Source organism: Streptomyces sp. NPDC058697, from assembly GCF_042715345.1.
Taxonomy (GTDB): Bacteria; Actinomycetota; Actinomycetes; order Streptomycetales; family Streptomycetaceae; genus Streptomyces; species Streptomyces liliifuscus.
On sequence record NZ_JBHXSU010000002.1, the window covers coordinates 407,174 to 427,260 of the forward strand.

At 69.4% G+C, this 20,087-nt stretch carries 15 protein-coding genes; 6 read left to right on the forward strand and 9 right to left on the reverse strand.

Features of this window, described 5'->3' with window-relative positions; translation table 11 throughout:
• The first annotated feature begins 219 nt into the window (after nucleotides 1-219).
• Both ACFWXQ_RS06400 and ACFWXQ_RS06405 read left to right on the forward strand, forming a co-directional pair.
• Nucleotides 220-1,296, forward strand: coding sequence for an AI-2E family transporter (locus ACFWXQ_RS06400; protein WP_383943927.1), 1,077 nt, complete (start codon nucleotides 220-222; stop codon nucleotides 1,294-1,296).
• Between the two features lie 105 nt (nucleotides 1,297-1,401).
• Entirely contained in the window at nucleotides 1,402-2,112 is a 711-nt protein-coding gene (locus ACFWXQ_RS06405; RefSeq protein ID WP_383943871.1) for a DUF4389 domain-containing protein, read from the forward strand.
• Nucleotides 2,113-2,184: 72 nt separating this feature from the next.
• Here the strand turns inward: ACFWXQ_RS06405 and ACFWXQ_RS06410 are convergent, their stop codons facing one another.
• From ACFWXQ_RS06410 to ACFWXQ_RS06425, 4 genes are all read right to left on the reverse strand, one after another.
• Nucleotides 2,185-3,039: a carbohydrate ABC transporter permease gene (locus ACFWXQ_RS06410; protein ID WP_383943868.1), complete on the reverse strand. Its 855-nt coding sequence runs from the start codon at nucleotides 3,037-3,039 to the stop codon at nucleotides 2,185-2,187.
• A gap of 2 nt (nucleotides 3,040-3,041) precedes the next feature.
• Nucleotides 3,042-4,058, reverse strand: coding sequence for a carbohydrate ABC transporter permease (locus ACFWXQ_RS06415; protein WP_383943865.1), 1,017 nt, complete (start codon nucleotides 4,056-4,058; stop codon nucleotides 3,042-3,044).
• Between the two features lie 64 nt (nucleotides 4,059-4,122).
• On the reverse strand, nucleotides 4,123-5,463 hold the full coding sequence (locus tag ACFWXQ_RS06420) for an ABC transporter substrate-binding protein (protein WP_383943862.1): 1,341 nt from the start codon (nucleotides 5,461-5,463) through the stop codon (nucleotides 4,123-4,125).
• An 83-nt stretch (nucleotides 5,464-5,546) separates the two neighbouring features.
• A complete protein-coding gene (locus ACFWXQ_RS06425; RefSeq protein WP_383943859.1) occupies nucleotides 5,547-6,566 on the reverse strand; it encodes a LacI family DNA-binding transcriptional regulator in 1,020 nt (339 codons plus the stop codon).
• 180 nt (nucleotides 6,567-6,746) lie between these two features.
• Here ACFWXQ_RS06425 and ACFWXQ_RS06430 point away from each other — a divergent pair, with 180 nt between their 5' ends.
• Complete coding sequence (locus ACFWXQ_RS06430) at nucleotides 6,747-8,087, forward strand: mucin-1 (RefSeq protein ID WP_383943856.1); 1,341 nt, start codon at nucleotides 6,747-6,749, stop codon at nucleotides 8,085-8,087.
• 28 nt (nucleotides 8,088-8,115) lie between these two features.
• Here the strand turns inward: ACFWXQ_RS06430 and ACFWXQ_RS06435 are convergent, their stop codons facing one another.
• The 3 genes from ACFWXQ_RS06435 to ACFWXQ_RS06445 all read right to left on the reverse strand — a co-directional run bounded on the left by ACFWXQ_RS06435 (nucleotide 8,116) and on the right by ACFWXQ_RS06445 (nucleotide 11,483).
• Nucleotides 8,116-9,153: an isopenicillin N synthase family dioxygenase gene (locus ACFWXQ_RS06435; RefSeq protein WP_383943853.1), complete on the reverse strand. Its 1,038-nt coding sequence runs from the start codon at nucleotides 9,151-9,153 to the stop codon at nucleotides 8,116-8,118.
• 125 nt (nucleotides 9,154-9,278) lie between these two features.
• Nucleotides 9,279-10,175: an RNA polymerase sigma-70 factor gene (locus tag ACFWXQ_RS06440; RefSeq protein WP_383943850.1), complete on the reverse strand. Its 897-nt coding sequence runs from the start codon at nucleotides 10,173-10,175 to the stop codon at nucleotides 9,279-9,281.
• A gap of 108 nt (nucleotides 10,176-10,283) precedes the next feature.
• Complete coding sequence (locus tag ACFWXQ_RS06445; protein ID WP_386267682.1) at nucleotides 10,284-11,483, reverse strand: NAD(P)/FAD-dependent oxidoreductase; 1,200 nt, start codon at nucleotides 11,481-11,483, stop codon at nucleotides 10,284-10,286.
• A gap of 265 nt (nucleotides 11,484-11,748) precedes the next feature.
• Here ACFWXQ_RS06445 and ACFWXQ_RS06450 point away from each other — a divergent pair, with 265 nt between their 5' ends.
• Entirely contained in the window at nucleotides 11,749-12,537 is a 789-nt protein-coding gene (locus tag ACFWXQ_RS06450) for an SAM-dependent methyltransferase (RefSeq protein ID WP_383953847.1), read from the forward strand.
• A gap of 136 nt (nucleotides 12,538-12,673) precedes the next feature.
• Nucleotides 12,674-14,572 (forward strand): Na+/H+ antiporter NhaA, encoded by a 1,899-nt coding sequence (gene nhaA, locus ACFWXQ_RS06455; protein WP_383953862.1) that lies wholly within the window; start codon nucleotides 12,674-12,676, stop codon nucleotides 14,570-14,572.
• 36 nt (nucleotides 14,573-14,608) lie between these two features.
• On the opposite strand, the gene ACFWXQ_RS06460 is transcribed toward nhaA, so the two are convergent.
• A complete protein-coding gene (locus tag ACFWXQ_RS06460; RefSeq protein WP_383953849.1) occupies nucleotides 14,609-15,223 on the reverse strand; it encodes a glyoxalase in 615 nt (204 codons plus the stop codon).
• A 134-nt stretch (nucleotides 15,224-15,357) separates the two neighbouring features.
• Nucleotides 15,358-16,374 (reverse strand): hypothetical protein, encoded by a 1,017-nt coding sequence (locus ACFWXQ_RS06465; RefSeq protein ID WP_383953851.1) that lies wholly within the window; start codon nucleotides 16,372-16,374, stop codon nucleotides 15,358-15,360.
• A 252-nt stretch (nucleotides 16,375-16,626) separates the two neighbouring features.
• Between ACFWXQ_RS06465 and ACFWXQ_RS06470 the strand changes: the two genes are divergently transcribed.
• Nucleotides 16,627-19,920 (forward strand): GH92 family glycosyl hydrolase, encoded by a 3,294-nt coding sequence (locus tag ACFWXQ_RS06470; RefSeq protein ID WP_386267684.1) that lies wholly within the window; start codon nucleotides 16,627-16,629, stop codon nucleotides 19,918-19,920.
• Nucleotides 19,921-20,087 lie beyond the last annotated feature (167 nt).

Sequence of the window (20,087 nt, forward strand, 5' to 3'; positions counted from 1 at the left end):
CACGCTCCGTCCAGCCCGCGGTCCGGCCCTCCGGGGAAGCAGCCTCCGGCACACCGTGGCACCGCCGACAGCCGCTCTCTGACGGCTGAACAAACCTGCCACCTGGAACCGCAGAACAACCCGCGCGACGATCTCCCCACACCGGCCGACCGGTGCGTACCGCAGCCCAGGTCCTCCGGCCGGAAGCCGTGCCAATAGGGTGCCAGCGTGACTGCCACCATGAGTTCCACGAAAACCCGCGACGCGCTGCGCACATCGGCGCGTTTTTCCGCGGAGTTGCTGCTGATATTCGCGATGCTCGCAGTGTCTCTGTGGCTTCTGGGGCGGATGTGGTCGGTGGTGTGGCCGCTCGTCGTCGGCCTGCTGCTGACGACACTGACCTGGCCCCTGGCTCGTTTCCTGCGTCGTCACGGGTGGAAGCCCGCCCTCGCCGCGTCGACCGTGACCGTACTGTCCCTCCTCGTCGCAGGCGGCGTCGTGGCGCTCATCGCCGTACCGGTCGCGTCCCAGTCCGGTGACCTGACCGACGGCGTGGTCGAAGGCATCCAGAAGCTGCGTGACTGGGCCTCCGGGCCGCCGTTGAACATCGGCGACGACGACATCACCAAGGCCATGGACAGCGCTGTCGCCCGCGCTCAGGACGGCCTCGGCAGCATGGTCACCACCGTGATCACGGGCGTGAGCACCATCGTCAACGGCCTGGTCACCGCCGTGCTGGCGCTCTTCCTGATGTTCTTCTTCCTCAAGGACGGCCCGCGCTTCCTGCCGTGGCTCGCCCGTCAACTGCCCGGCCGGCTCGCCACCGACATCCCCACCGTGGCTGCTCGCAGCTGGGCAACCCTGGGCTCCTTCGTACGTTCCCAGGCGGCCGTCGGCCTGCTCGACGCCATTCTGATCGGTCTGGGCCTGTGGGCCGTGGGGGTGCCGCTGGTGCTCCCGTTGGCGGTGCTGACGTTCGTCTCCGCGTTCGTGCCGATCATCGGCGCCCTGTTCGCCGGTTTCGTCGCGGTCCTCATCGCGTTGGTCTTCAACGGTCTGACGGACGCGCTGATCGTGCTGGCCATCATCATCGTGGTGCAGCAGCTGGAGGGGAACGTGTTCCAGCCGATGATCCAGAGTCGTGGGCTCGGCCTCCACGCTGCCGTGATCCTGCTGGCGGTGACATTGGGCGGCAGTCTGTCCGGCATCGTGGGCAGCCTGCTCGCCGTACCGATCGCCGCGCTCATCGCGGTGGTGTGGAACTACGTGCGCGAGCAGCTCAGCGAGCCGTCACCGGAGCCGGTGCCCGAAGGGTGACCTGCCGGTCGGGGTGACGGGCGCGGCCGGGTGCGCGAACGGCCCCTCCCAGGTCGCGGTGCTCCACGTCGCTTGCGAATCTGCAAGCGAAAGGAGTTCCCTCCCATGGTTTCTGTCGCCGCGTCGCCCGTCCGTATCGAGGCATCCGTCGATGCCCGGCTGTCGAGATGGCTGTGGCTGGTGAAGTGGCTCCTCGCCATCCCGCACTACATCGTGCTGTTCTTCCTGTGGATCGGGTTCGTCCTCGTCACGGTGATCGCGTTCTTCGCCATCCTGTTCACCGGCCGGTATCCCCGATCGCTCTTCGACTTCAGCGTCGGCGTACTGCGATGGAACTGGCGGGTCAGCTACTACGCCCACACCGCCCTCGGCACCGACCGGTACCCGCCGTTCACCCTCGCGGATGTGCCCGACTACCCGGCGCGGTTCGACGTCGCCTACCCGGAGCGCCTCTCACGTGGTCTGGTCCTGGTGAAGTGGTGGCTGCTGGCGATCCCGCAGTACATCGTCGTCGCGATGTTCGCGGGTGGCTGGGGATGGGGCGAGGACGGGGACGACGGGGGTTGCTGGCGGGGCGGCGGGCTGATGCCCTTCCTCTCCCTCGTCGCCGTGGTCATCCTGCTGTTCACCGCCCGGTACCCGCTGCACCTCTTCGGCTTCCTGATGGGCCTCGTCCGGTGGGTCGCGCGGGTGATCGCCTATGCCGCGCTGATGACCGACCAGTACCCGCCGTTCCGTCTCGACATGGGCGGACAGGAGTCCACGCCGGGCCCCCGGCCGGACTCACCGCCGGCGTCCCCCATGACAAAGAGCTGAATCCACAGAGGGGGCGCTGGTAGTCGGGCAGCAGCGCCCCCTGGTACTCGTCCGTCCCGACCGCAAAAACGCTCAGCCCTTGACGGCGGAGCTGGCGACCCCCTGGACGAACCAGCGCTGGAAGAACGCGAAGACGATCAGGACAGGCAGGACCAGGAGGACGCCGAAGGCGAGGATCTGGCCCCAGTCCGGGGGCAGTTGGGCCTGGAAGACGCTCATCTCCAGGGGCAGTGGGCGTACCGAGGGGTCGGAGACCATCAGGACGGGCCAGAGGAAGGAGCCCCACTGGGTGAGGAAGGTGAGGATCGCCACGGACGCGAAGGCCGGCTTCGACATGGGGACGATGATGGCGAAGAAGGTGCGCCAGGGGCCCGCGCCGTCTATGCGGGCGGCTTCCTCGATGCTCGGCGGGATCGTGCGGAAGAAGGTGTGGAACTGGTAGACGGAGAAGGCGTTGGCGAGGAACGGGATCGCCTGGATGAAGAGCGTGTTGCGCTGGTCGTTGAACATGTAGAAGAGCGGGACGGCCACCGACTCGAACGGGACCAGCATCAGCAGCAGGATGAGGGTGAAGACGGCGTTGCGGCCGCGCCACTTCAGCCGTGACAGCCCGTACGCCGCCATCGAGTTGACGAACAGGCCGCCCGTCACCACCACGAACGCGAGCAGTAGCGAGGTGCCCATGAAGCGCCAGAAGTAGCCGGTGCTGTCGGAGTTGAGGCTGCTCAGGACGTTGGAGTAGTTGTCGAAGGACAGGTGGGTGGGCAGGAAGCCGGACAGGCCGTTCAGTACTTCGTCGGACGGCTTGAGGCTGCCCATGAACAGGTAGAGGACGGGCAGTACGAAGATGAACGCCAGCACGCTGAGGACGGCGTAGTCGAGGAAGCGGCGCAGGGGTGTGCGGGTGAGGCCCGTGCTGGTGCTCATGGTCAGTCCTCGTTGTCGGGCCGGACGACGCGGCGCTGGATGAGGGTCAGGGCGACGACGATCAGGAAGAAGACGACGGTGATCGCGGCTGCCTGGCCGACGTTGTTCTGGTCGAAGGCGGTGGTGACGGCCTGGTACATCACGGTGCGGCCGGCGTCCTCGTTGAGGCCGCCGCCCTTGACGAGGACGTAGACCTGGTCGAAGACCCGGAAGGAGAGCACCGAGGTGAGCAGGGCGACGAAGACGAGGGTGCCGCGGATGCCGGGCAGTGTGACGTGGCGGAACTGCTGCCAGCGGCTCGCGCGGTCGAGATCTGCGGCCTCGTAGAGCTCCCCCGGTATCTGCTGGAGGCCGGCGAGGAGGATGACCATCTGGAAGCCGACGCCCTGCCAGATGGACAGCACGATGATCGAGGCCATCGCGGTGGCGGAGTCGCCGAGCCAGTCGAAGGCACCCCAGTTGCCGAAACTGACCGCGTCCAGGGTGGAGTTGAGCATGCCCTGGTCGCTGCGGGCGAGGATGAGCCGCCAGATCACGGCGACCAGCGCCATCGGGAAGACGACCGGCATGAAGAACAGGGACCGGAACAGCCCGATCGCCTTGAGTTTGCGGTTCAGCAGAATCGCCAGTCCGAGCGCCAGGGCCGTCTGGACGGGGACGACGACCAGGGCGAAGGTCAGGTTGTTCAGCAGGGCCCGCAGGAAGGGGCCTGACAGGTCGGGGTCGGTGAACAGCCGCCGGTACTGCTCCAGGCCGAAGAAGGTGGGCGCGAGCGGGGAGCCGAGGCGGACGTTGTAGAAGGAGAGGACGACGGCGTAGCCGAACGGGATGCCCACGAAGGCGATGAGTCCGGCGACGGCAGGCGTGGACATGAGCAGTCCGTGCAACCAGTCGCGGTTCTTGCGCACGGAACGCCCCGGACGCGCTGGACGCACCGGACGCGCGGGTTTGGCGGCGGTCACGGGTGGGGCCTTCTCCCGGGCGTGGGGCGCTTCGTGCGCCGGTTCGACGGAGGTCACGGATGGGTCCTGTTCCCGGCGGGGGCGGGCGCGGTCTGCACCGTCCCGCCCCTGGCCGATGGTCCTACGGGATCTTGTAGCCGGCGTTGTCGGAGAAGTCCTGGTCGATGGCGCGGGCGGCCTTCTCCAGGGCGCTCTTCGGGTCGGCTCCGCCGTAGATCGAGTTGAGGGCCTCGCCGAACTTGGCGGTGATGGTGGGGTATCCGGCGGTCACCGGGCGGGTGACGGCGACGCAGGACTTGGTGATGTCGCTGTCGCCGCAGGGCTTGGCGAGCTGGTCGGCGAAGAGCTGGAGCGGGCCGCCCTGCTTGTACAGGGGGCTCGCGGCGAGCGCGGTCCTGGTGGCGGGCGGGGCGCCGTTTGCCGTCGTCATCGCGGTGACGTTGGCGTCGTTGAGGAGGTAGTCCACGAAGGCGCCGGCGGCCTTGGCGTTCTTGGTGTCGGCGCCGATGCCCCACGCCCAGGAGCCCTGGCCGGTCTTGGCACCGTTGCCGAAGTCGGGCAGCGGCAGTACGACGAGGTCGTCGCCGAGGGCCTTGCTGTAGGTGGGGTACATCCAGTGGCCGACCCAGCTCAGGGCGACGCGGCTCTTGGCGAAGGCGTTGCCGTCGGTGTTGGGGTCGACGTACGTCTTCCAGGACTGGACGGTCTTCAGCGCCGAGACCACGGCCGGTGTGTCGAGTGCGCCTTCCGCCTTGTCGCCCTTGATCAGCGAACCGCCGGCCGACCAGACGACGGGGGCGAAGCCGTAGGTTCCCCACTCGGTGGCCAGGCCGTTGCCCTCTTGGATGTCGAGGGTCTTGCCGTCGGAGTCCTTGGCCTTCAACGCCTTGAGCGCGGCCGTGAACTCGTCCGCCGTCCAGGCGTCGTCCACGCTCGTCGGGTACTTGACCCCGGCCGCGTCCAGCAGCTTCTTGTTGCCGTAGATCCCCAGGCCCGAGTCGTACATGCCGAGGCCGTAGTGCTTGCCGCCGATCGCTCCCTGGGACTTGTTCGCGTCGGTGGCGTTGGCCATCGTCTTGGAGGAGACGTAGTCGTCGACGGGGGCGAGCTTCTTGTTGTAGACGAAGTTCGCCATCGTCGGGCCGTCGAACTCCATCACGTCCGGCAGTTCGGAGGCGCTGGTGGCGGTGATGGTCTTGGTGTAGTCGTTGCCAGGTATCAGCTTCAGTTCGACCTTGATGTCGCTCTGTGAGGAGTTGAAGGACTTCACCGCGGCCTGCACGGCGGCGTCCTCGCTCTTCTGGCCCTGGTGGGCCCAGACGCTGATGGTGCCCTTGCCGCTGCCGGCGTCCGCCGAGGCGTCGGTGCCGCTGCCCCCGCCACAGGCGGCCAGTGCCACGAGAGGGAGCAGTGCCAGGCCCGTACAGGCCGTGCGGCGGTGCCTTCTGTTGGTCGAGCTCATGTCTGTGCCTCCGTGCTGTGGCGTGTGTTCGAGGTATGGGAGTGCCGTCGAGGCGTGGGGTGTGGGGCTCAGAGGGGGAGGTGTTACTGAGGTCCGCGCGGACGGGGCGGGGCGGTGCTCTCGCGCAGGACCAGGTGGATGGGCATCCGGACATGGCCGGGGTGTTCGGCGGCCGGCTCGTCCAGTTGGCGCAGCAGCAGCCGGGCGGCCTCGGCGCCCTGGCCCGCGACCGGCTGGGCGACAGTGGTCAGGCCGATCACGTCGGCGAGTTCGTGGTCGTCGAAGCCGACGACGGACACGTCGTCCGGGACCTTCAGCCGGTGGCGGCGCAGGGCGCGCAGTGCGCCCATCGCCATCTCGTCGGACTGCGCGAACACGGCGGTCGGCGGCCGGGAGGCGGCCAGCAACTCGGTCATCGCCCGCTCGCCGCCCTCCAGGGTGTAGTCGCCGTCCGCCTCCAGGGCCGGGTCGTGCTCTATCCCGGCCTCGGCCAGGACGTCGAGATACGCCCGGCGGCGCTCGATGGGTGTGGTCCAGTGCAGCGGCCCGCTGGATCCGCTGATCGTGCCGATCCGGCGGTGGCCGAGGTTCACCAGATGCCGTACGGCGCTCTCCGCGCCGACCCGGTCGTCGATGCCGACCACGGTGAAGCCGGGCCGGGCGCCGCCGACCGTGCTGGCCAGCGGCACGCCGAGGGAACGCAGCGCCGCGGACTCCCCCTCGTCGGGGATGAGCAGCGACAGCACCGCGTCCACCCGCTTGCGGACCGGCAGTTTCGTGAAGAAGCGCTTGCGTGTCTCGGGCGTGCCCAGGTTGTACAGCAGGACGTCGTACCCGGCGGCGCTGAACACCTGCTCCGCCGCGTCCAGCACGGTGCCGAAGAACCAGCGGCCCACGTACGGGACGACGACCCCGATGGTGAAGGTGCGGCCGCTGGCCAGGCTGGAGGCGGAGCGGGACGCGGTGTAGCCGAGCTGTACGGCCACGGCCGCGATCCGGTCCCGCACCTCGTCGGAGACGCCTGCGCGGCCGCGCAGGGCGCGGGACACGGTGGACGCGGAGACGCCGGCGGCGCGGGCGACGTCGTTGATGCTGGCCGTCACGGCTCAGTTCCTCCCGTTGATTCACGGCGGTGTGATCTGTGAGTGACGTGACCGTAAACCTGACCTCGCTGTTGCGCAAGCGTTTGCGTTCATATTTACTTGGGACGATTCCCGAGAGATGCCGCATTGGTCAATGGTCAGCGCATGCGTTTGAGCGCTGTGAGCCGACAGGAACTGTGCATGCGATACGCCCCGCCCGGCCTCTGCGTGAACGACTTCGCCCTCCTGCGCGACGAGGACGGCACGTACACGGTGCTGCACCTGCAGGGGCCCTGGACGGCGGAGTTCGACCACCTGCGGATGGAGACCTCCTACGGCCGGGCGACCTCCGCCGACCTGGTCCGCTGGCAGCCCCAGGGCACCGCGTTCGGCAACGGACTGCCCGGCCGCTTCGACCAGCAGGCCGTGTGGACCATGCACCCGCTGCGGCACGGCGGCGGGATGGCCATGTTCTACACGGGAGTGAGCGGGCTGACGGCGGACGGCTGGCCGCTGCAGGCCGTCGGCCTCGCGTACTCCGACCGCACCGACGGCACGGGCTGGCGGCGCCACGGCACCGGGCCCGTCGTCGAGGCGGACCCGCGCTGGTACCGCACCGGTGAACGCATGGGCTGGCGCGACCCGTTCGTCGTACGCGACGACGAGGGCGAGGGCTGGGTGATGGCCGTCTGCGCGAGCGACGCCTCGCTGCCGGTGGAGGTCAGCGGCTGCGTGGCACTGGCCACCTCCCCCGACCTGGAGCACTGGACGGTCCACCCGCCGCTCGTCTCACCAGGCGACGTCGACGAGTTGGAGTGCCCGGTCCTGGAACGCCTCGACGACGGCAGCTGGCTGCTGCTCGGCTCGATCGGCGCCACCCGCGGCTTCGAGGCATGGACCGCCCCGCGCCTGCGCGGCCCCTGGACCCGCCGCGGCCCTCTCGGCCCGACCGGCTCGTACGCCCCCCGTGTCATCGCCGCGCCCGACGGCTCCCGCGTAGTCCTGCACACCACGCCCCGCCAGGTCGGCCTCACCGACTCCGGCGACCGCTGCCGCGGCATGCTGGCCCAGCCCAAGTCCCTTGTCGTACGGGAGGATTCGGCTCCCCGTCTGGAATGGTGGACCGGCCTGAACGCCTGGCTCGGCGACGAGACCGACCGGCCCGCCCTCCACGCGGTCGGCGACATCGGCATCACCGCGCCCGTCGAAATCACCCTCCGCACCGACACCACGGGCGACGGCCGCCCCGCCCTCTCCGTCGGCTGCGACGGCAAGAACCTCTGGATCACCGGCCCCGGCGGCATCCGGCTCGGCGAGACCGTCCTGACCGAGCCCGCCGCCACCCTGCGCATCCTCACCATCGGCGAATACGTCGAGGTGTACGCCGACAACGTCTTCGCCCTGACAGCCCTGTGCTACTCCGGGCTCTCCGCCCCGTGGACAGCCGTAACCGAAGAACACAGCCGCACGATCCCCGTACGCCCGATCCGGCTGCCCGACCCCCACCGCGACGACGCCTCGGCCGTCTGGCCGGGACCTTGAGTGACCGCGTCGCCCGGGCGTGGGCCGTTCACTCGATGGCAGCCCGGGCGCGTGCGGCCTCGCGGACCGCCGCCACGTTCTTCTTGCCCTGCCGCGAGCCGTTCAGCTTGGCCCTGATGTGCTCCCGGACAGTGACGGGTTCGTAGGCGAGCCCGTCGTCCGCGTCGAGAAGGGCGGGCAGTGTCTCGATGACCGCTTCCGGGTTCCCGTCGTGGAAGAAGGCGGCCGAGCGGCGCCGCAGGATCGTCCCGTCGACGACGGGGGGCTTGACGCGGTGCAGCGTCGACATCCACCGGTCGTTGGTCAGCCGGGCCGTGAGATCACCGAGGTTGACGAGCAGAGCGCCGTCCGCGGGCGCCACGTCGTGCCAGCTGCCATGGCGGTCGAGCACCTGGAGGCCGGGGATCTGGTCGGCCCACAGCACGGTGACGATCCCGTAGTCGGTGTGCTCGCCCATCCCCATCAGCTCGCCGTCCAGGTCCACGGTGCCTTCGGGCAGGGCGTAGTTGTTCATCCGGAGCACGTCGATGGAGTGTCCGGTGAGCGCGTCGAAGAAGCCCGGTGTCAGGCCGAGGGCGTCCGCGAAGATCCGCGTCAGCGTGCGTGCCACCCGCTGGGCGTGACCGAAGTAGGCCTCCACCCGCGGTGTGAACCCCTCGATGTCCGGCCACACGTTGATCCCGAAGTCGTCCTCGGAAAGGCCGAGTTCGGGCGGGAAGGACCGCGCCTCGACACCGACGTTGAATGCCTCGAAGAAGTCGTTCATCCGGGAGGCCGACTCAAGGCCCAGGCTCAGGCTGAGCGACTCGCTGTTCGGCGGGCTGTACCCGCGGTTGGCGCCGCCGTCGACGCGGTACGCCTTCTTCGCCTCCAGCGGCAGCGAGAAGAACGCGTCCATCGCGCCCTGCAGACCGTCGAGCGCGCGCTGCGGAATGCCGTGCCCGAGGACCTGGATGAACCCCACCTCGGCACACGCGGCATCGATCAGCCGTGCCACCTGCCCCCGCTCCTCGTCCGTACCGTCTCCGACGTAGGGGGAGATGTCGACGGCCGGCACGGTGAACATGGGTGTGGGGGTGGCAACGTGAGAATTCACTGTCCTACGTCCCTTTCAGGCTGCGGTCATTGGGCGAAGGGTCACTGGCCGTGAGGTCGGGCGCGTCGGGCCCCAAGCACAGCGGCCGATGCGCGTCAGCGGGAAGTGAGCGGTGTTTCCGACTCGACACGGGTGAGCTTTTCGGGATTGCGGACGTAGTAGAGGCCGGTGACGCGGGTCTTCTCCACCGTGAAGGCCAGTACGCCGTCGATCACATCGCCCAGGCGCAGGATGAGGCCGGGGTTGCCGTTGACCGTCGTGGGCTCGCTGGTGAAGGTGCCGCCTGCCTTGTCGACACTGCCGGCCATGTAGCGGATCACCTTGTCGGCGCCGACGACCGGCCGCAGGGCCGCCAGCCTGAGGCCGCCGCCGTCGCTGACGAAGACGACGTCCGGGGCAAGTACGTCGAGCAGCCCCTGGAGGTCCCCGGTTTCGAGCGCGCGCCGGAACGAGTCCGACGCCGCCCGGGCTTCCTCAGGGGACGCCGGTGTGCCCGGTCGGCGGGCGTCGACGTGCTGACGGGCGCGGTAGGCGATCTGGCGTGCGGCGGCGGGGCTCTTGTCGATCGCGGCCGCGATGTCCTCGTAGCCGAACTCGAAGACCTCGCGCAGGACGAAGACGGCGCGTTCGGTAGGTGAGAGCGTTTCGAAGATGTACATGAGCGCCAGCGACAGGTTCTCGGAGAGTTCGACGTCCTCGGCCACGTCCGGCGAGGTGAGCAGGGGCTCGGGCAGCCAGGGGCCCACGTAGGCCTCCTTGCGCCGTTTGAGGGTGCGCAGCCGGTTGAGTGCCTGCCGGGTCGTGATCCGCACCAGGTAGGCGCGCTGGTCCCGCACCTGCGCCAGGTCGGCCTTGACCCACCGCAGCCAGGTCTCCTGGAGGACGTCCTCGGCGTCCGCCGCCGAACCGAGCATCTCGTAGGCGACGGTGAACAGCAGGTCGCGGTGGGCGACGAAGGCCTCGGTCGCGGGGTCGGTCACGTGGTCGTTCATGTCGTGCGTTTCGCTCTCTCGCGGTCGGCCCCACCTGCCGGAGGCGGGCCGTGGATATGTACCCGGTCCCAAGACGGGCTATCGCCTGAGCGGGAGGGGGCTCGGCGGCTAGGCCGTGCGTCCCGTGTCGGACGGTGTCGTGCGGTGTTCGGGCCGAGGCGTCTCCAGGCGGTCGGTGTCGTCGCCGTGGGCTGTGCGGGGACCGGCCTTGCGTGCCCCGGACACCAACTTGCCGAGGGTGAACCGGCAGGCGATCTCCTTGACGCCGGCACCGGTCCGCCCGCTGATGCCGATCGCATTCACCTTGTCGTTCGGGTACGAGAACTGGGTGACGCCCTCCTTCCGGCCGAGGCTGAGGCACTGCCCGGCGAAGAACATCCGGACGGGAGCGGGCGCCTTCCCCGCGATCCGGCGCAGGATCGTGTCGGCGGCGGCCGGGCCCAGCTGTACGGCGGCCTGGCAGCTCATCCGGAACGGGTGGTCCGGCATCGCCCCCGCGTCCCCGGCGGCGACGATGCGCTCGTCGTCCACGCTGGTCAGCGTCGTGTCGGTGAGCAGCCGACCCGCGGAGTCGGTGCGCAGCCCGCTGCGGGCGGCCAGGTCCGGGACACGGAAGCCCGCTGTCCAGATCGTCACCGCGCCGGCCACCTCACGGCCGTCGTCCAGCCGTACGCCCTCGCCCGTCACCTCCGTCACCAGTGCGCCGGGACCTTCGAGGACGGTCACCCCCAGCCGGGCCAGCCGACGGGCGACCGGGCGGCGGACCCGGGCGTGCAGGGAGGGGCCGAGCACGTTGCCGCAGACCAGGGTGACCTTGCGGCCCGTTTCCGCCAGCTCGGCGGCGGTCTCCAGACCGGTCGGGCCCGCCCCGACCACGGTCACCGAAGCCGACGCGGGCGCCGCGTCGAGCGCCGACCGCAGTCGTTCCGCGCCTTCGAGGTCCGACACCCAGTGGGCGAACTCCGCCGCTCCGGGCAGACCGGGGTCGGCGGCGCCGCTGCCCACCGCGTAGACGAGGTAGTCGTACGAGAGCGTGTCACCGCCCGCCAGCGACACCCGGCGCTCGGCGGCGTCGATCCGGGTCGCGGTGTCGACGACCAGCCGGACGTTCCCGCCCAGGACCTCGCCGAAGCTCTCGACCGCGTCGTCGGAGCCGGTCGCGAGCTGGTGCAGACGGATCCGCTCGACGAACTCGGGACGCCGGTTGACCAGGATCACCGACACGCCGTCGCGCCGAGCCAGGCGATTGGCCGCCGTCACTCCCCCGTACCCGCCGCCGACCACGACCACCTGAACATTCCCGTTCATCATGTCTCCCTGTGTCTCCCTCGAGACGTCTCCCTCGAGTGATGGACTCGGCATGGAGACACCGGCCGCGCATCCCGTGTCACGGCCCGCGGATGAGACGTAGCCCACATCGGACGCACCGGCCTCACCATGTCCGGTCCAACGAGGCACCTGGGCGCCGGGCCGCTCTTCCCTCTCGCGCGGAGCACATGATCTACTCGACCAGGGCGCATGGAGTACTCGGCCTGGCCCAGTCACCTGGAGCGACGGACACGACGGAGTTGTCATGCCGACCGGCCCACAACGGTTCTCACGGATCGTCACCGACAAGGCGCATCCCGCGCGGGTCTACGACTGGCTGCTGGGTGGCAAGGACAACTATCCGGTCGACGAGGCCGTGGGTGAACAACTGCCGCCCGAGGCCAGGGACGCGGCGCGGCAGAACCGCCAGTTCATGCACCGGGCGGCCGCCTGGCTCGCGACGCAGGGCGTTGACCAGTTCCTGGACATCGGTACGGGGATCCCCACCGAGCCCAACCTTCATCAGATCGTTCAGGGCATCGTGCCGACGGCGAAGGTCGTCTACGCCGACAACGACCCGATCGTCCTGCGTCATGCCGAGGCGTTGCTGGTCAGCCGGCCCGGAGGGGTCACCGACTACATCGAGGCCGATGTCCGGCAGCCGCAGGGGATCGTCGAGCATGCCCGGCACATCCTGGACTTCAGCCGCCCGATCGCGCTGTCGCTGATCGCGCTGATGCATTTCGTCCCCGACGAGCAGGACGCGCACGCCATCGTCCGCGATCTGGTCGCCACCCTGCCGCCGGGCAGCTATCTGGTGCTTTCGCACGCCGCCTCCGACCTCTATCCGGAACTTGCCGCACAGGTCACCGCCGAGTACGCCAAGGGCGGGATCCGGCTCGGCTTCCGCACCCGTACCGAGGTGGAGCGCTTCTTCGACGGCCTCGACCTCGTTCCGCCCGGTCTGGTCACCGCGACGGAGTGGGCGCCCTCGGGCAAGGAGCAGGAGGCCGAAGGCAGCGGCATCTACGTGGGAGTGGCCCGCACTTCGTGAACAGCGGGGTCTCCGGCGTGGAGCGGATGCCCCGCGATCCGCGGCACCGCACTGCCACCACCGGCGGTGGCAGTGGCGGCCGTCCCTGCTTCGTCGGGTGCCGAATCCTGAGTGGGTTCAGACTTGTGGAGTGACCGTGCCACCTGAGACCTCGCCCCCGTCGGGACAGACCCTCTGCGGCCAGGACACGCGCGGTCCCCTGAGTGTCTTCCTGCGGACGGAGACCGGCAGTGCCTCGGTGCTGCTCGTCGGCGCCCTCGCCGCCCTCGTCTGGGCCAACATCGCCGCCGGTTCGTACGAGGCGCTGTGGGGAACCGAGTTGTCGGTCCATGTCGGATCGGGCGCTGTGTCGCTGGACCTGCGCGAGTGGCTGAACAGCGGGCTGATGACGTTGTTCTTCTTCGTCGTCGGTCTGGAGGCGCGCCGCGAGTTCGACATGGGCGAGCTGCGGGAACGCCGACGGATCACCCTGCCGCTGCTCGCAGGGCTCAGCGGCATGCTCGTACCCGTCGCGATCTACCTGTCCGTCAACGCGGGCGAGGACTCCGTGCACGGCTGGGGTGCCGCCATGTCGACGGACACGGCCTTCGCGCTGGGCATGCTCGCCGTCTTCGGGACCCGGCTGCCCGGCAGCCTTCGGGTCTTCATCCTCACGGTCGCCGTCGTCGACGACTTCCTGGCCCTGGCCATCATCGCCTTCGCCTACAGCGGAGCCATCTCCCTGCCCGCGCTCCTGACCGCGCTCGCGCTCTTCGCCGTGGTCCTGCTGGTGCGACGCACCCTCGGCATGCGATTCCCCTCCCTGTACGCGATCCTGGGCACGGCGATCTGGGTGGCACTCCTGAAGTCCGGGGTGGACCCTGTGGTGACCGGCCTCGCGATGGGTCTGCTGACCTATGCCCGCCCGGCGGAGCGCCAAGACCTGGAACACGCCAGCAGGCTGTTCAGACGCTTCCGCGAACAGCCGACCCCCGAACTCGAACGCTCGGTGCGACGTCAGATCGCCTCGACTCTCTCCCCCAACGACCGCCTCCAGCGGATGCTGCACCCCTGGACGAGCTATGTGATCGTGCCGCTGTTCGCCCTCGCCAACGCGGGCATCACTCTCAGCGCCGGCCAGTTGGCCCAAGCCTTCACTTCACCGGTCACCCTCGGCATCCTGTTCGGCTATGTCCTCGGCAAGCCGCTCGGCATCATCGGCGCGACCTGGCTCACGACACGCCTCAGCGGAGGGCGCCTGCACCCACCGGTCGGCTGGGGCGCCATCACGGCCGGTGGCACCCTGGCCGGGGTGGGCTTCACCGTCTCCCTGCTGATCGCCACCATCGCCTTCGACGGGGACGAGCTGGAGCAGGCGAAAATCGGAATCCTTGCCGCCGTCCTGTGCGCCTTCCTCCTCACCTGGCTGGTCGCCGGAGTGATCGGCGCCCTTCCGCGAAACTCCCGTGCCCGCGCCCTCCTCGGCACCGGCCGGACGATCGTCGACCTCAGCGATCCCGTCGACATGGACCGCGACCACGTACGCGGCCCCCTGGACGCACCCGTGACGCTCCTGGAGTACGGGGACTTCGAGTGCCCCTACTGCGGGCTGGCCGAGCCCGTGGTGCGCGAGCTGCTCGCCGACTTCGGGGACGTGCGCTACGTATGGCGCCATCTGCCGCTCACCGACGTGCACCCGGGCGCCCAGCTCGCCGCTGAAGCCGCCGAGGCCGCCGCCCGCCAGAACAGCTACTGGGAGATGCACGAGCAGATGATGCGTCATCAGGGGGAGCTGCGGCCCAGGGATCTGCTCCGCTACGCCGAGGAGATCGGTCTCGACCTCGACCGCTTCCGCGCCGACCTGAGAGCCGGCACCGGCGCCGCCCACGTTGCCGCGGACGTGGAGTCCGCCGACCTCAGCGGGGTGTCGGGCACCCCCACGTTCTTCGTCAACGGCCGTCGCCACCACGGCGCCTACGACATCGCCACCCTGTCCGCGGCCGTCCGCGCCGCTCGGGCACGAGCAGCTCTCACGGGAGCGGGTCAGGAGAACTGACGTCCGGTTCCACGACGGCCGTCCGCCGGCGGATCCTCATGCCGCCGCGGGCTCCCACAAGAACCCGTCCGGGTCGGTGAGGGTCTCGGTGCCGCCGCCGATGGTCAGACGGTGGGACCCGCTGCCCTCCGGCGTGACTCCGGCGACCTTGGCCAGGCCGCGGCGTCCGTACAGCGACAACTTGATGGGGCTCGACGAACCGTCGAACTCGACGTACTTGCTGCCGAAGCTCTTCGCGACCTTGAGGCCGCGGTCGACGTAGAACTGCTTGGTCGCGGCCATGTCCGAGACGCCCAGCAGGACGACGATCTCATCGATCTTCCGGCTGTCCGGGCCGGTGTCCTTCTTCGACGAGCTTGCGAGCTGCCAGACCGTCCCGTCCGGGGCCTGCACGACGCCGCCGTAGCCCCACAACGACTTCTTGGCGGGCTTCAGCTCGGTGGCGCCGGCGGCCAGGGCCGCGCCGAAGAAGCCGTTGACGATCGACGGCTGGGAGACCACGAGGGACACCGTGAACCCGCGGAAGCCGGACGTCGGCTCCTCCGAGGCCCGCAGACGTACTTCTTTGCCCAGGCCGAAGGCATCTGCGTAGAAACGCTCGGCGGCCGTGGGGTCGGCCACCTCAAGGGTGAGGAAATCGATGGAGTTCATGAGATTCACGCTAGCCGCAGCTCGGTGACCGGCGCTTCTTCAATCCTGACCGGTATCGACACGGTCCCGCCGGGGCCCGGAGCAGCGGCTCCCCGGGCCTCCGGCCTCTGAACGTCCGCCGGCTTCGTGGCCGCCTAGACGAACTGGTTCTTGTAGAAGACGCTGGACTGCCGTACGCCGTCGGTGTTCGAGTGGAAGCCGAAGGCCAGCCGTGCGGCGCCGGACGCCAGCCAGATCGCCATGCCCTGCGGTTCACGGCCGGGCAGTGAGGCACCGGCCGTCGTCTCCCACCGGTCCACGACGGTGGACTGTCCGGTGCCGTTCAGGTCGATGACCGAGATGTACGAGGGGCCGTTCGCCGCGCCTTCCAGCAGGTATGCGTAGCGGCCGTAGACGGCGAAGCCCTGGAATGGGTTGGCGGTCCCCCAGTCCCCCCGGGACGGCAGGGCCCGTTCGGCCAGCCGGCGGTCCGGATCCTCGGTCAGCCGTCCCGCACGGGCGTCGCTCATGCTGAAGCCGACGATGCGCGGCATGTCCGCGGCCACCTTGTAGCGCACCCACAGCCGGTCGGTGGACGGATCGATCGCGGGCTGCGGATTGACCATGGTGTCGGCGATCGACGGTGTGCGGTCCTGGATCGCGGCACTGGTCATCTCCAGCGTGGCCCCGTTGACGAACTTGAACCGCCCCACCCTGGTCCCGAATCCGGACGCGCTGCTCCACCACTCGGTCCACAGATAGACGGAACCCTGATAGGGCTCCACGCCGATCTGGACCCCGTGGCCGAAGTTGTGCAGCGCCATCGCGCCGAGCTCGTTGCCGGAGAGGTCGGTCTTGGTGATCCACAGGTCTCCGACGTTCTCGGGCTTCGTGTTCTCCGTGTTGGTCTGGGCGAAGTAGATGTGCTGATTGACGTTGTCGTACGCGAACGACTGCATGACCCAGTTGGCGTGCAGGGACTTCCTCTTGACGGGATTGTCGCCGTCCCCGTCCAGCTTGAACCGCGGGGAGTCGTCGACCACGGCATGCGCGGGACCGGCACCGAGCAACGTGGCTCCGGCGCCGAGCAGGGCCGCGGCGGCCATGCCCCCGCCGGTCCCCAACAGCCGCCGTCGGCTGAAACCACGGTCGTTCGAACGTATCGGGTGCATGTGTCTCCAGGGACTGGATGGCTGATCCGCCCATTCAAGCAAGCGCGTCGATGAGGCACCGGGAGTTTCCCCGCCACGCGGGGCACGAGCCGCGTCACCGGGACCGTGCATGACGTCCCGGTCCTGTACAGGCGTCACCGCCGGCGAACTCAACTGCGCACAGCGGCGTTTGGACCATTGACAGCGATCCGGTCGGCATGGCAGGTTCTCGGTCTGTCCAGCCGAGACAACGTTGTCAAGGAGGTCTGCCCGATGCGGCTGTCCGTCAGACGGATAACGGCCCGCGCCATCGCTGTGGGTGTCAGCCTGCTCATTCCAGGCCTGCTGTTCGGGGGTGCGCTTCCGCCGATCGCGGCCGCCGCAGAGCGGGTCTCCGATCCCGCCGCACTGGTGAATCCCTTCATCGGCACCCAGAACTTCGGGAACACCTTCCCCGGGGCCGCCGCCCCGTTCGGCATGGTCCAGGTCAGCCCGGACACCGGCGGTCAGGGCGGATACGACTATCAGCAGGACAAGATCCACGGGTTCAGCCAGACCCACCTCTCCGGGGTCGGCTGCGGTGTCTCCGGAGAGCTGCCCATCATGCCGACCACCGGCGCGGTCGACAGCGTGAACCCGGACGCGTACCGCTCCAAGTTCTCGCACGACGACGAGGAAGCCACCCCCGGCTACTACCGCGTGGGGCTGTCGACGTACGACATCGAGGCCGAGCTGACCGCCACGCAGCGCACGGGCTGGCAGCGGTACACCTTCCCGTCCACCGGGGCGGCGAACGTGCTGTTCAACACCGGCAAGGCCAACCAGAACGTGTTCGACTCCGAAGTTCACGTGGTCGGCGATCGCACCGTGGAAGGACGCGTGCGTGCCGGAGGGTTCTGTGCCGGGAAGGACCAACACACCGTCTACTTCACCGCCACCTTCGACCGGCCCTTCAAGGACCACGGCACCTGGCGCGGTTCAACACCCAGGCCGGGCACGCGCGATGCCGAAGGGGACGGCTCCAACGGTGCCTGGGTGACCTTCGACGCGACCGACGACCGGGACGCCGTCGTGAAGGTGGGCCTGTCGTACACCGGCATGGACGGTGCCCGGAAGAACCTCGCGGAGGAGACCGGCGACTCGTACGACTTCGACGCCACGCGTGCCGCGCTGCGCGCCACCTGGGAGAAGCAGCTCTCCTCGATCAAGATCGGCGGAGGCTCCGAGGACCGGCGGAAGGTGTTCTACTCCGCCCTCTACCACGCCCAGTTGCACCCGAACCTGGCCGGTGACGTCGACGGCCGCTACACGGGGTTCGACGGCGCGGTGCACACCGCCTCCGACTTCACGCCGTATCAGAACCTGTCGCTGTGGGACACCTACCGGCCGCAGAACCAGTTGCTGGAGATGCTGGAGCCAGGCGTCGCCCGGGACGTCGCGCTGTCGGTCCTCGCGATCGGCAAGGACGGCGGGTGGCTGCCCCGGTGGGCCCTCGCCAACAGCGAGACCAACATCATGACCGGTGACCCGGTGACGCCGTTCCTGGTCGAGGCGTGGTCGAAGGGCATGCTGGCCGGGCACGAGGACGAGGCCTACGCGCTGCTGAAGAAGAACGCGACCAGTACCCCGCCGGCCGACTCCCCGTACAACGGCCGCTCCGGTGTGGACCAGTACAGCAAGCGCGGCTACGTGCCCTCCGGCCTGCAGTTGAAGAAGGAATGCGCGGACAAGGGCGGCGACAACGACTGCACCCACCCGGCCTCGGCGACCCTGGAGTACTCGGCGGCGGACGCGTCACTGGCCCTGATGGCCAAGGGGCTCGGGCACGGCTCCGACGCGCGGATGTTCGCGGCCCGCGGCCAGTGGTACCGCAACCTGTGGGACTCCTCGATCGGCCAGTTCCGGCCGCGCACGACCGCGGGGACGTGGGTGACTCCGTACGACCCGGTCGAAGCGGGCCACCAGTTCCACGAGGGCGGCGCGTACCAGTACCAGTGGCTCGTGCCGCAGGACCCCGCCGGTCTCGTGGGGCTGATGGGCGGCAGGAAGGCCACGGAGAAGCGGCTCGACTCCTTCTTCGCCTACGACAAGCTGCTCACCGACCCGGCGGGCACGGCGCGCAAGGACTGGATCTCCCAGCCGTACGACTACTACGGCAAGCCGACCTACAACCCGAACAACGAGCCCGATCTCCACGCGCCGTACATGTATCTGTGGGCGGGCGCGCCGGCGAAGACGGCGACCGTGGTGCGCGCAGCGATGACGCTGTTCACCAACGGACCCGACGGCATGACCGGCAACGACGACCTGGGCACCATGTCGGCCTGGTACGTGTTCTCCTCGCTCGGCCTCTATCCGACGATGAGCGGCGGCGACTTCCTGGCGCTGTCCAGCCCGCAGTTCGACTCCGCGGCCATCACGATCGGCCGGTACGGGAAGCGGCAGGGCGGCACCCTGACGATCAACGCGCCGGGGGCCGGCGACACCAACCGGTACGTACAGGATGTGTCGTTGGACGGCCGGGACGTGCGGCGCACGTGGCTGGACTGGGACAAGGTCTCGCACGGCGGAACTCTGGTCCACCGGCTCGGCACGAAGCCGTCGGACTGGGGTACCGGTGCGGGTGCCCAGCCGCCGTCGGTCAACCAGGCGGACGCCGACGGCCGACGGCACCTGGACGCGTCCCTGCGGAGCTCCTCCGACGTCGTCCCGGCCGGCGACATGGATCAGACCGCCCATCTGACCCTGGACGTCCTCGGCCAGGCGCCCGGTGAACTGCGGGCGTCGGTGACGGCTCAGGCGCCCACCGGCTGGCGGGTGACGACAACTCCGCGCTCGCCGCTGCGGATCCGGTCCGAGCGCCTGCCCGTACAGAAGACGGTGTCCGTGAAGGTGACCGTGCCTCCGGGCACCGCCACCGGGTCCTACCCGGTGCGCTTCACGGTCGAGGCGAAGGGAGCCGGCCGGGTCACCCGGGACGCCACCGTCGAGGTACGCCCGGCCGCGGAGTGTGCGACCGCCACGGACAAGCAGTGCGCGGTGGACCTGCGCCGGGACATGGCGCACGACGGGACGGCCACCACGGACAAGCCAGGACAGGGTGACTTCGACGGATCCGGCTGGAGTTACGACGCCGACCTGCTGCCGGCCGCCGGTCCTGTCACCTGGGACGGCGTGACGTACGAGGCACCGGATCCGACCGGGACCGCGGCGAACTTCGTCGAGGCCCGCGGACAGACGTTGCTGCTGCCCGCCCGCAGCCACGGCACCCTGCGTCTGGTGGCGGCATCGCACAACGGGCCGGTGACGACGGGGCTGACCGTCCGATACGCCGACGGCAGCAGCTCCGAGGTCCCGCTCGTGGTCGGCGACTGGGCCGGGCAGACCCCCGACGGCAGCACCGTCGTCCTCGACATGCCCCACCGGATCAAGGCAGGCCAAGGCGTCGACGGGCCGCCGGTACGGCTGTTCGGCAGTTCCGTCGAGCTGAACGACGCCAAGGAGATCCGCTCGTTGACGCTGCCGGACGATCCGCGGATCGAGGTGTACGCGGTCACGCTGTCGTAGGCGGCCTTGCGGAGGCAGCCGTCGGAAACCGCCCTCGGCCCCCATCCACGTCCGCTCCAGCCCGACGGCCGGAGCGGAGGCGGGGTGCTTGTCTCTCGTTGAGTAGTAGTTACTCATGCCTTGCCGCAGCAGCACACGCCACTCTCTCTGTGCGTGCTCAGCGGAGC

Coding starts and splice junctions, on each gene's coding strand:
- ACFWXQ_RS06400 (WP_383943927.1), top strand. CDS start 220: ATGAGTTCCACGAAAACCCGCGACGCGCTGCGCACATCGGCGCGTTTT.
- ACFWXQ_RS06405 (WP_383943871.1), top strand. CDS start 1,402: ATGGTTTCTGTCGCCGCGTCGCCCGTCCGTATCGAGGCATCCGTCGAT.
- ACFWXQ_RS06410 (WP_383943868.1), bottom strand. CDS start 3,039: ATGAGCACCAGCACGGGCCTCACCCGCACACCCCTGCGCCGCTTCCTC.
- ACFWXQ_RS06420 (WP_383943862.1), bottom strand. CDS start 5,463: ATGAGCTCGACCAACAGAAGGCACCGCCGCACGGCCTGTACGGGCCTG.
- ACFWXQ_RS06430 (WP_383943856.1), top strand. CDS start 6,747: ATGCGATACGCCCCGCCCGGCCTCTGCGTGAACGACTTCGCCCTCCTG.
- ACFWXQ_RS06435 (WP_383943853.1), bottom strand. CDS start 9,153: ATGTTCACCGTGCCGGCCGTCGACATCTCCCCCTACGTCGGAGACGGT.
- ACFWXQ_RS06440 (WP_383943850.1), bottom strand. CDS start 10,175: ATGAACGACCACGTGACCGACCCCGCGACCGAGGCCTTCGTCGCCCAC.
- ACFWXQ_RS06445 (WP_386267682.1), bottom strand. CDS start 11,483: ATGAACGGGAATGTTCAGGTGGTCGTGGTCGGCGGCGGGTACGGGGGA.
- ACFWXQ_RS06450 (WP_383953847.1), top strand. CDS start 11,749: ATGCCGACCGGCCCACAACGGTTCTCACGGATCGTCACCGACAAGGCG.
- ACFWXQ_RS06460 (WP_383953849.1), bottom strand. CDS start 15,223: ATGAACTCCATCGATTTCCTCACCCTTGAGGTGGCCGACCCCACGGCC.
- ACFWXQ_RS06465 (WP_383953851.1), bottom strand. CDS start 16,374: ATGCACCCGATACGTTCGAACGACCGTGGTTTCAGCCGACGGCGGCTG.
- ACFWXQ_RS06470 (WP_386267684.1), top strand. CDS start 16,627: ATGCGGCTGTCCGTCAGACGGATAACGGCCCGCGCCATCGCTGTGGGT.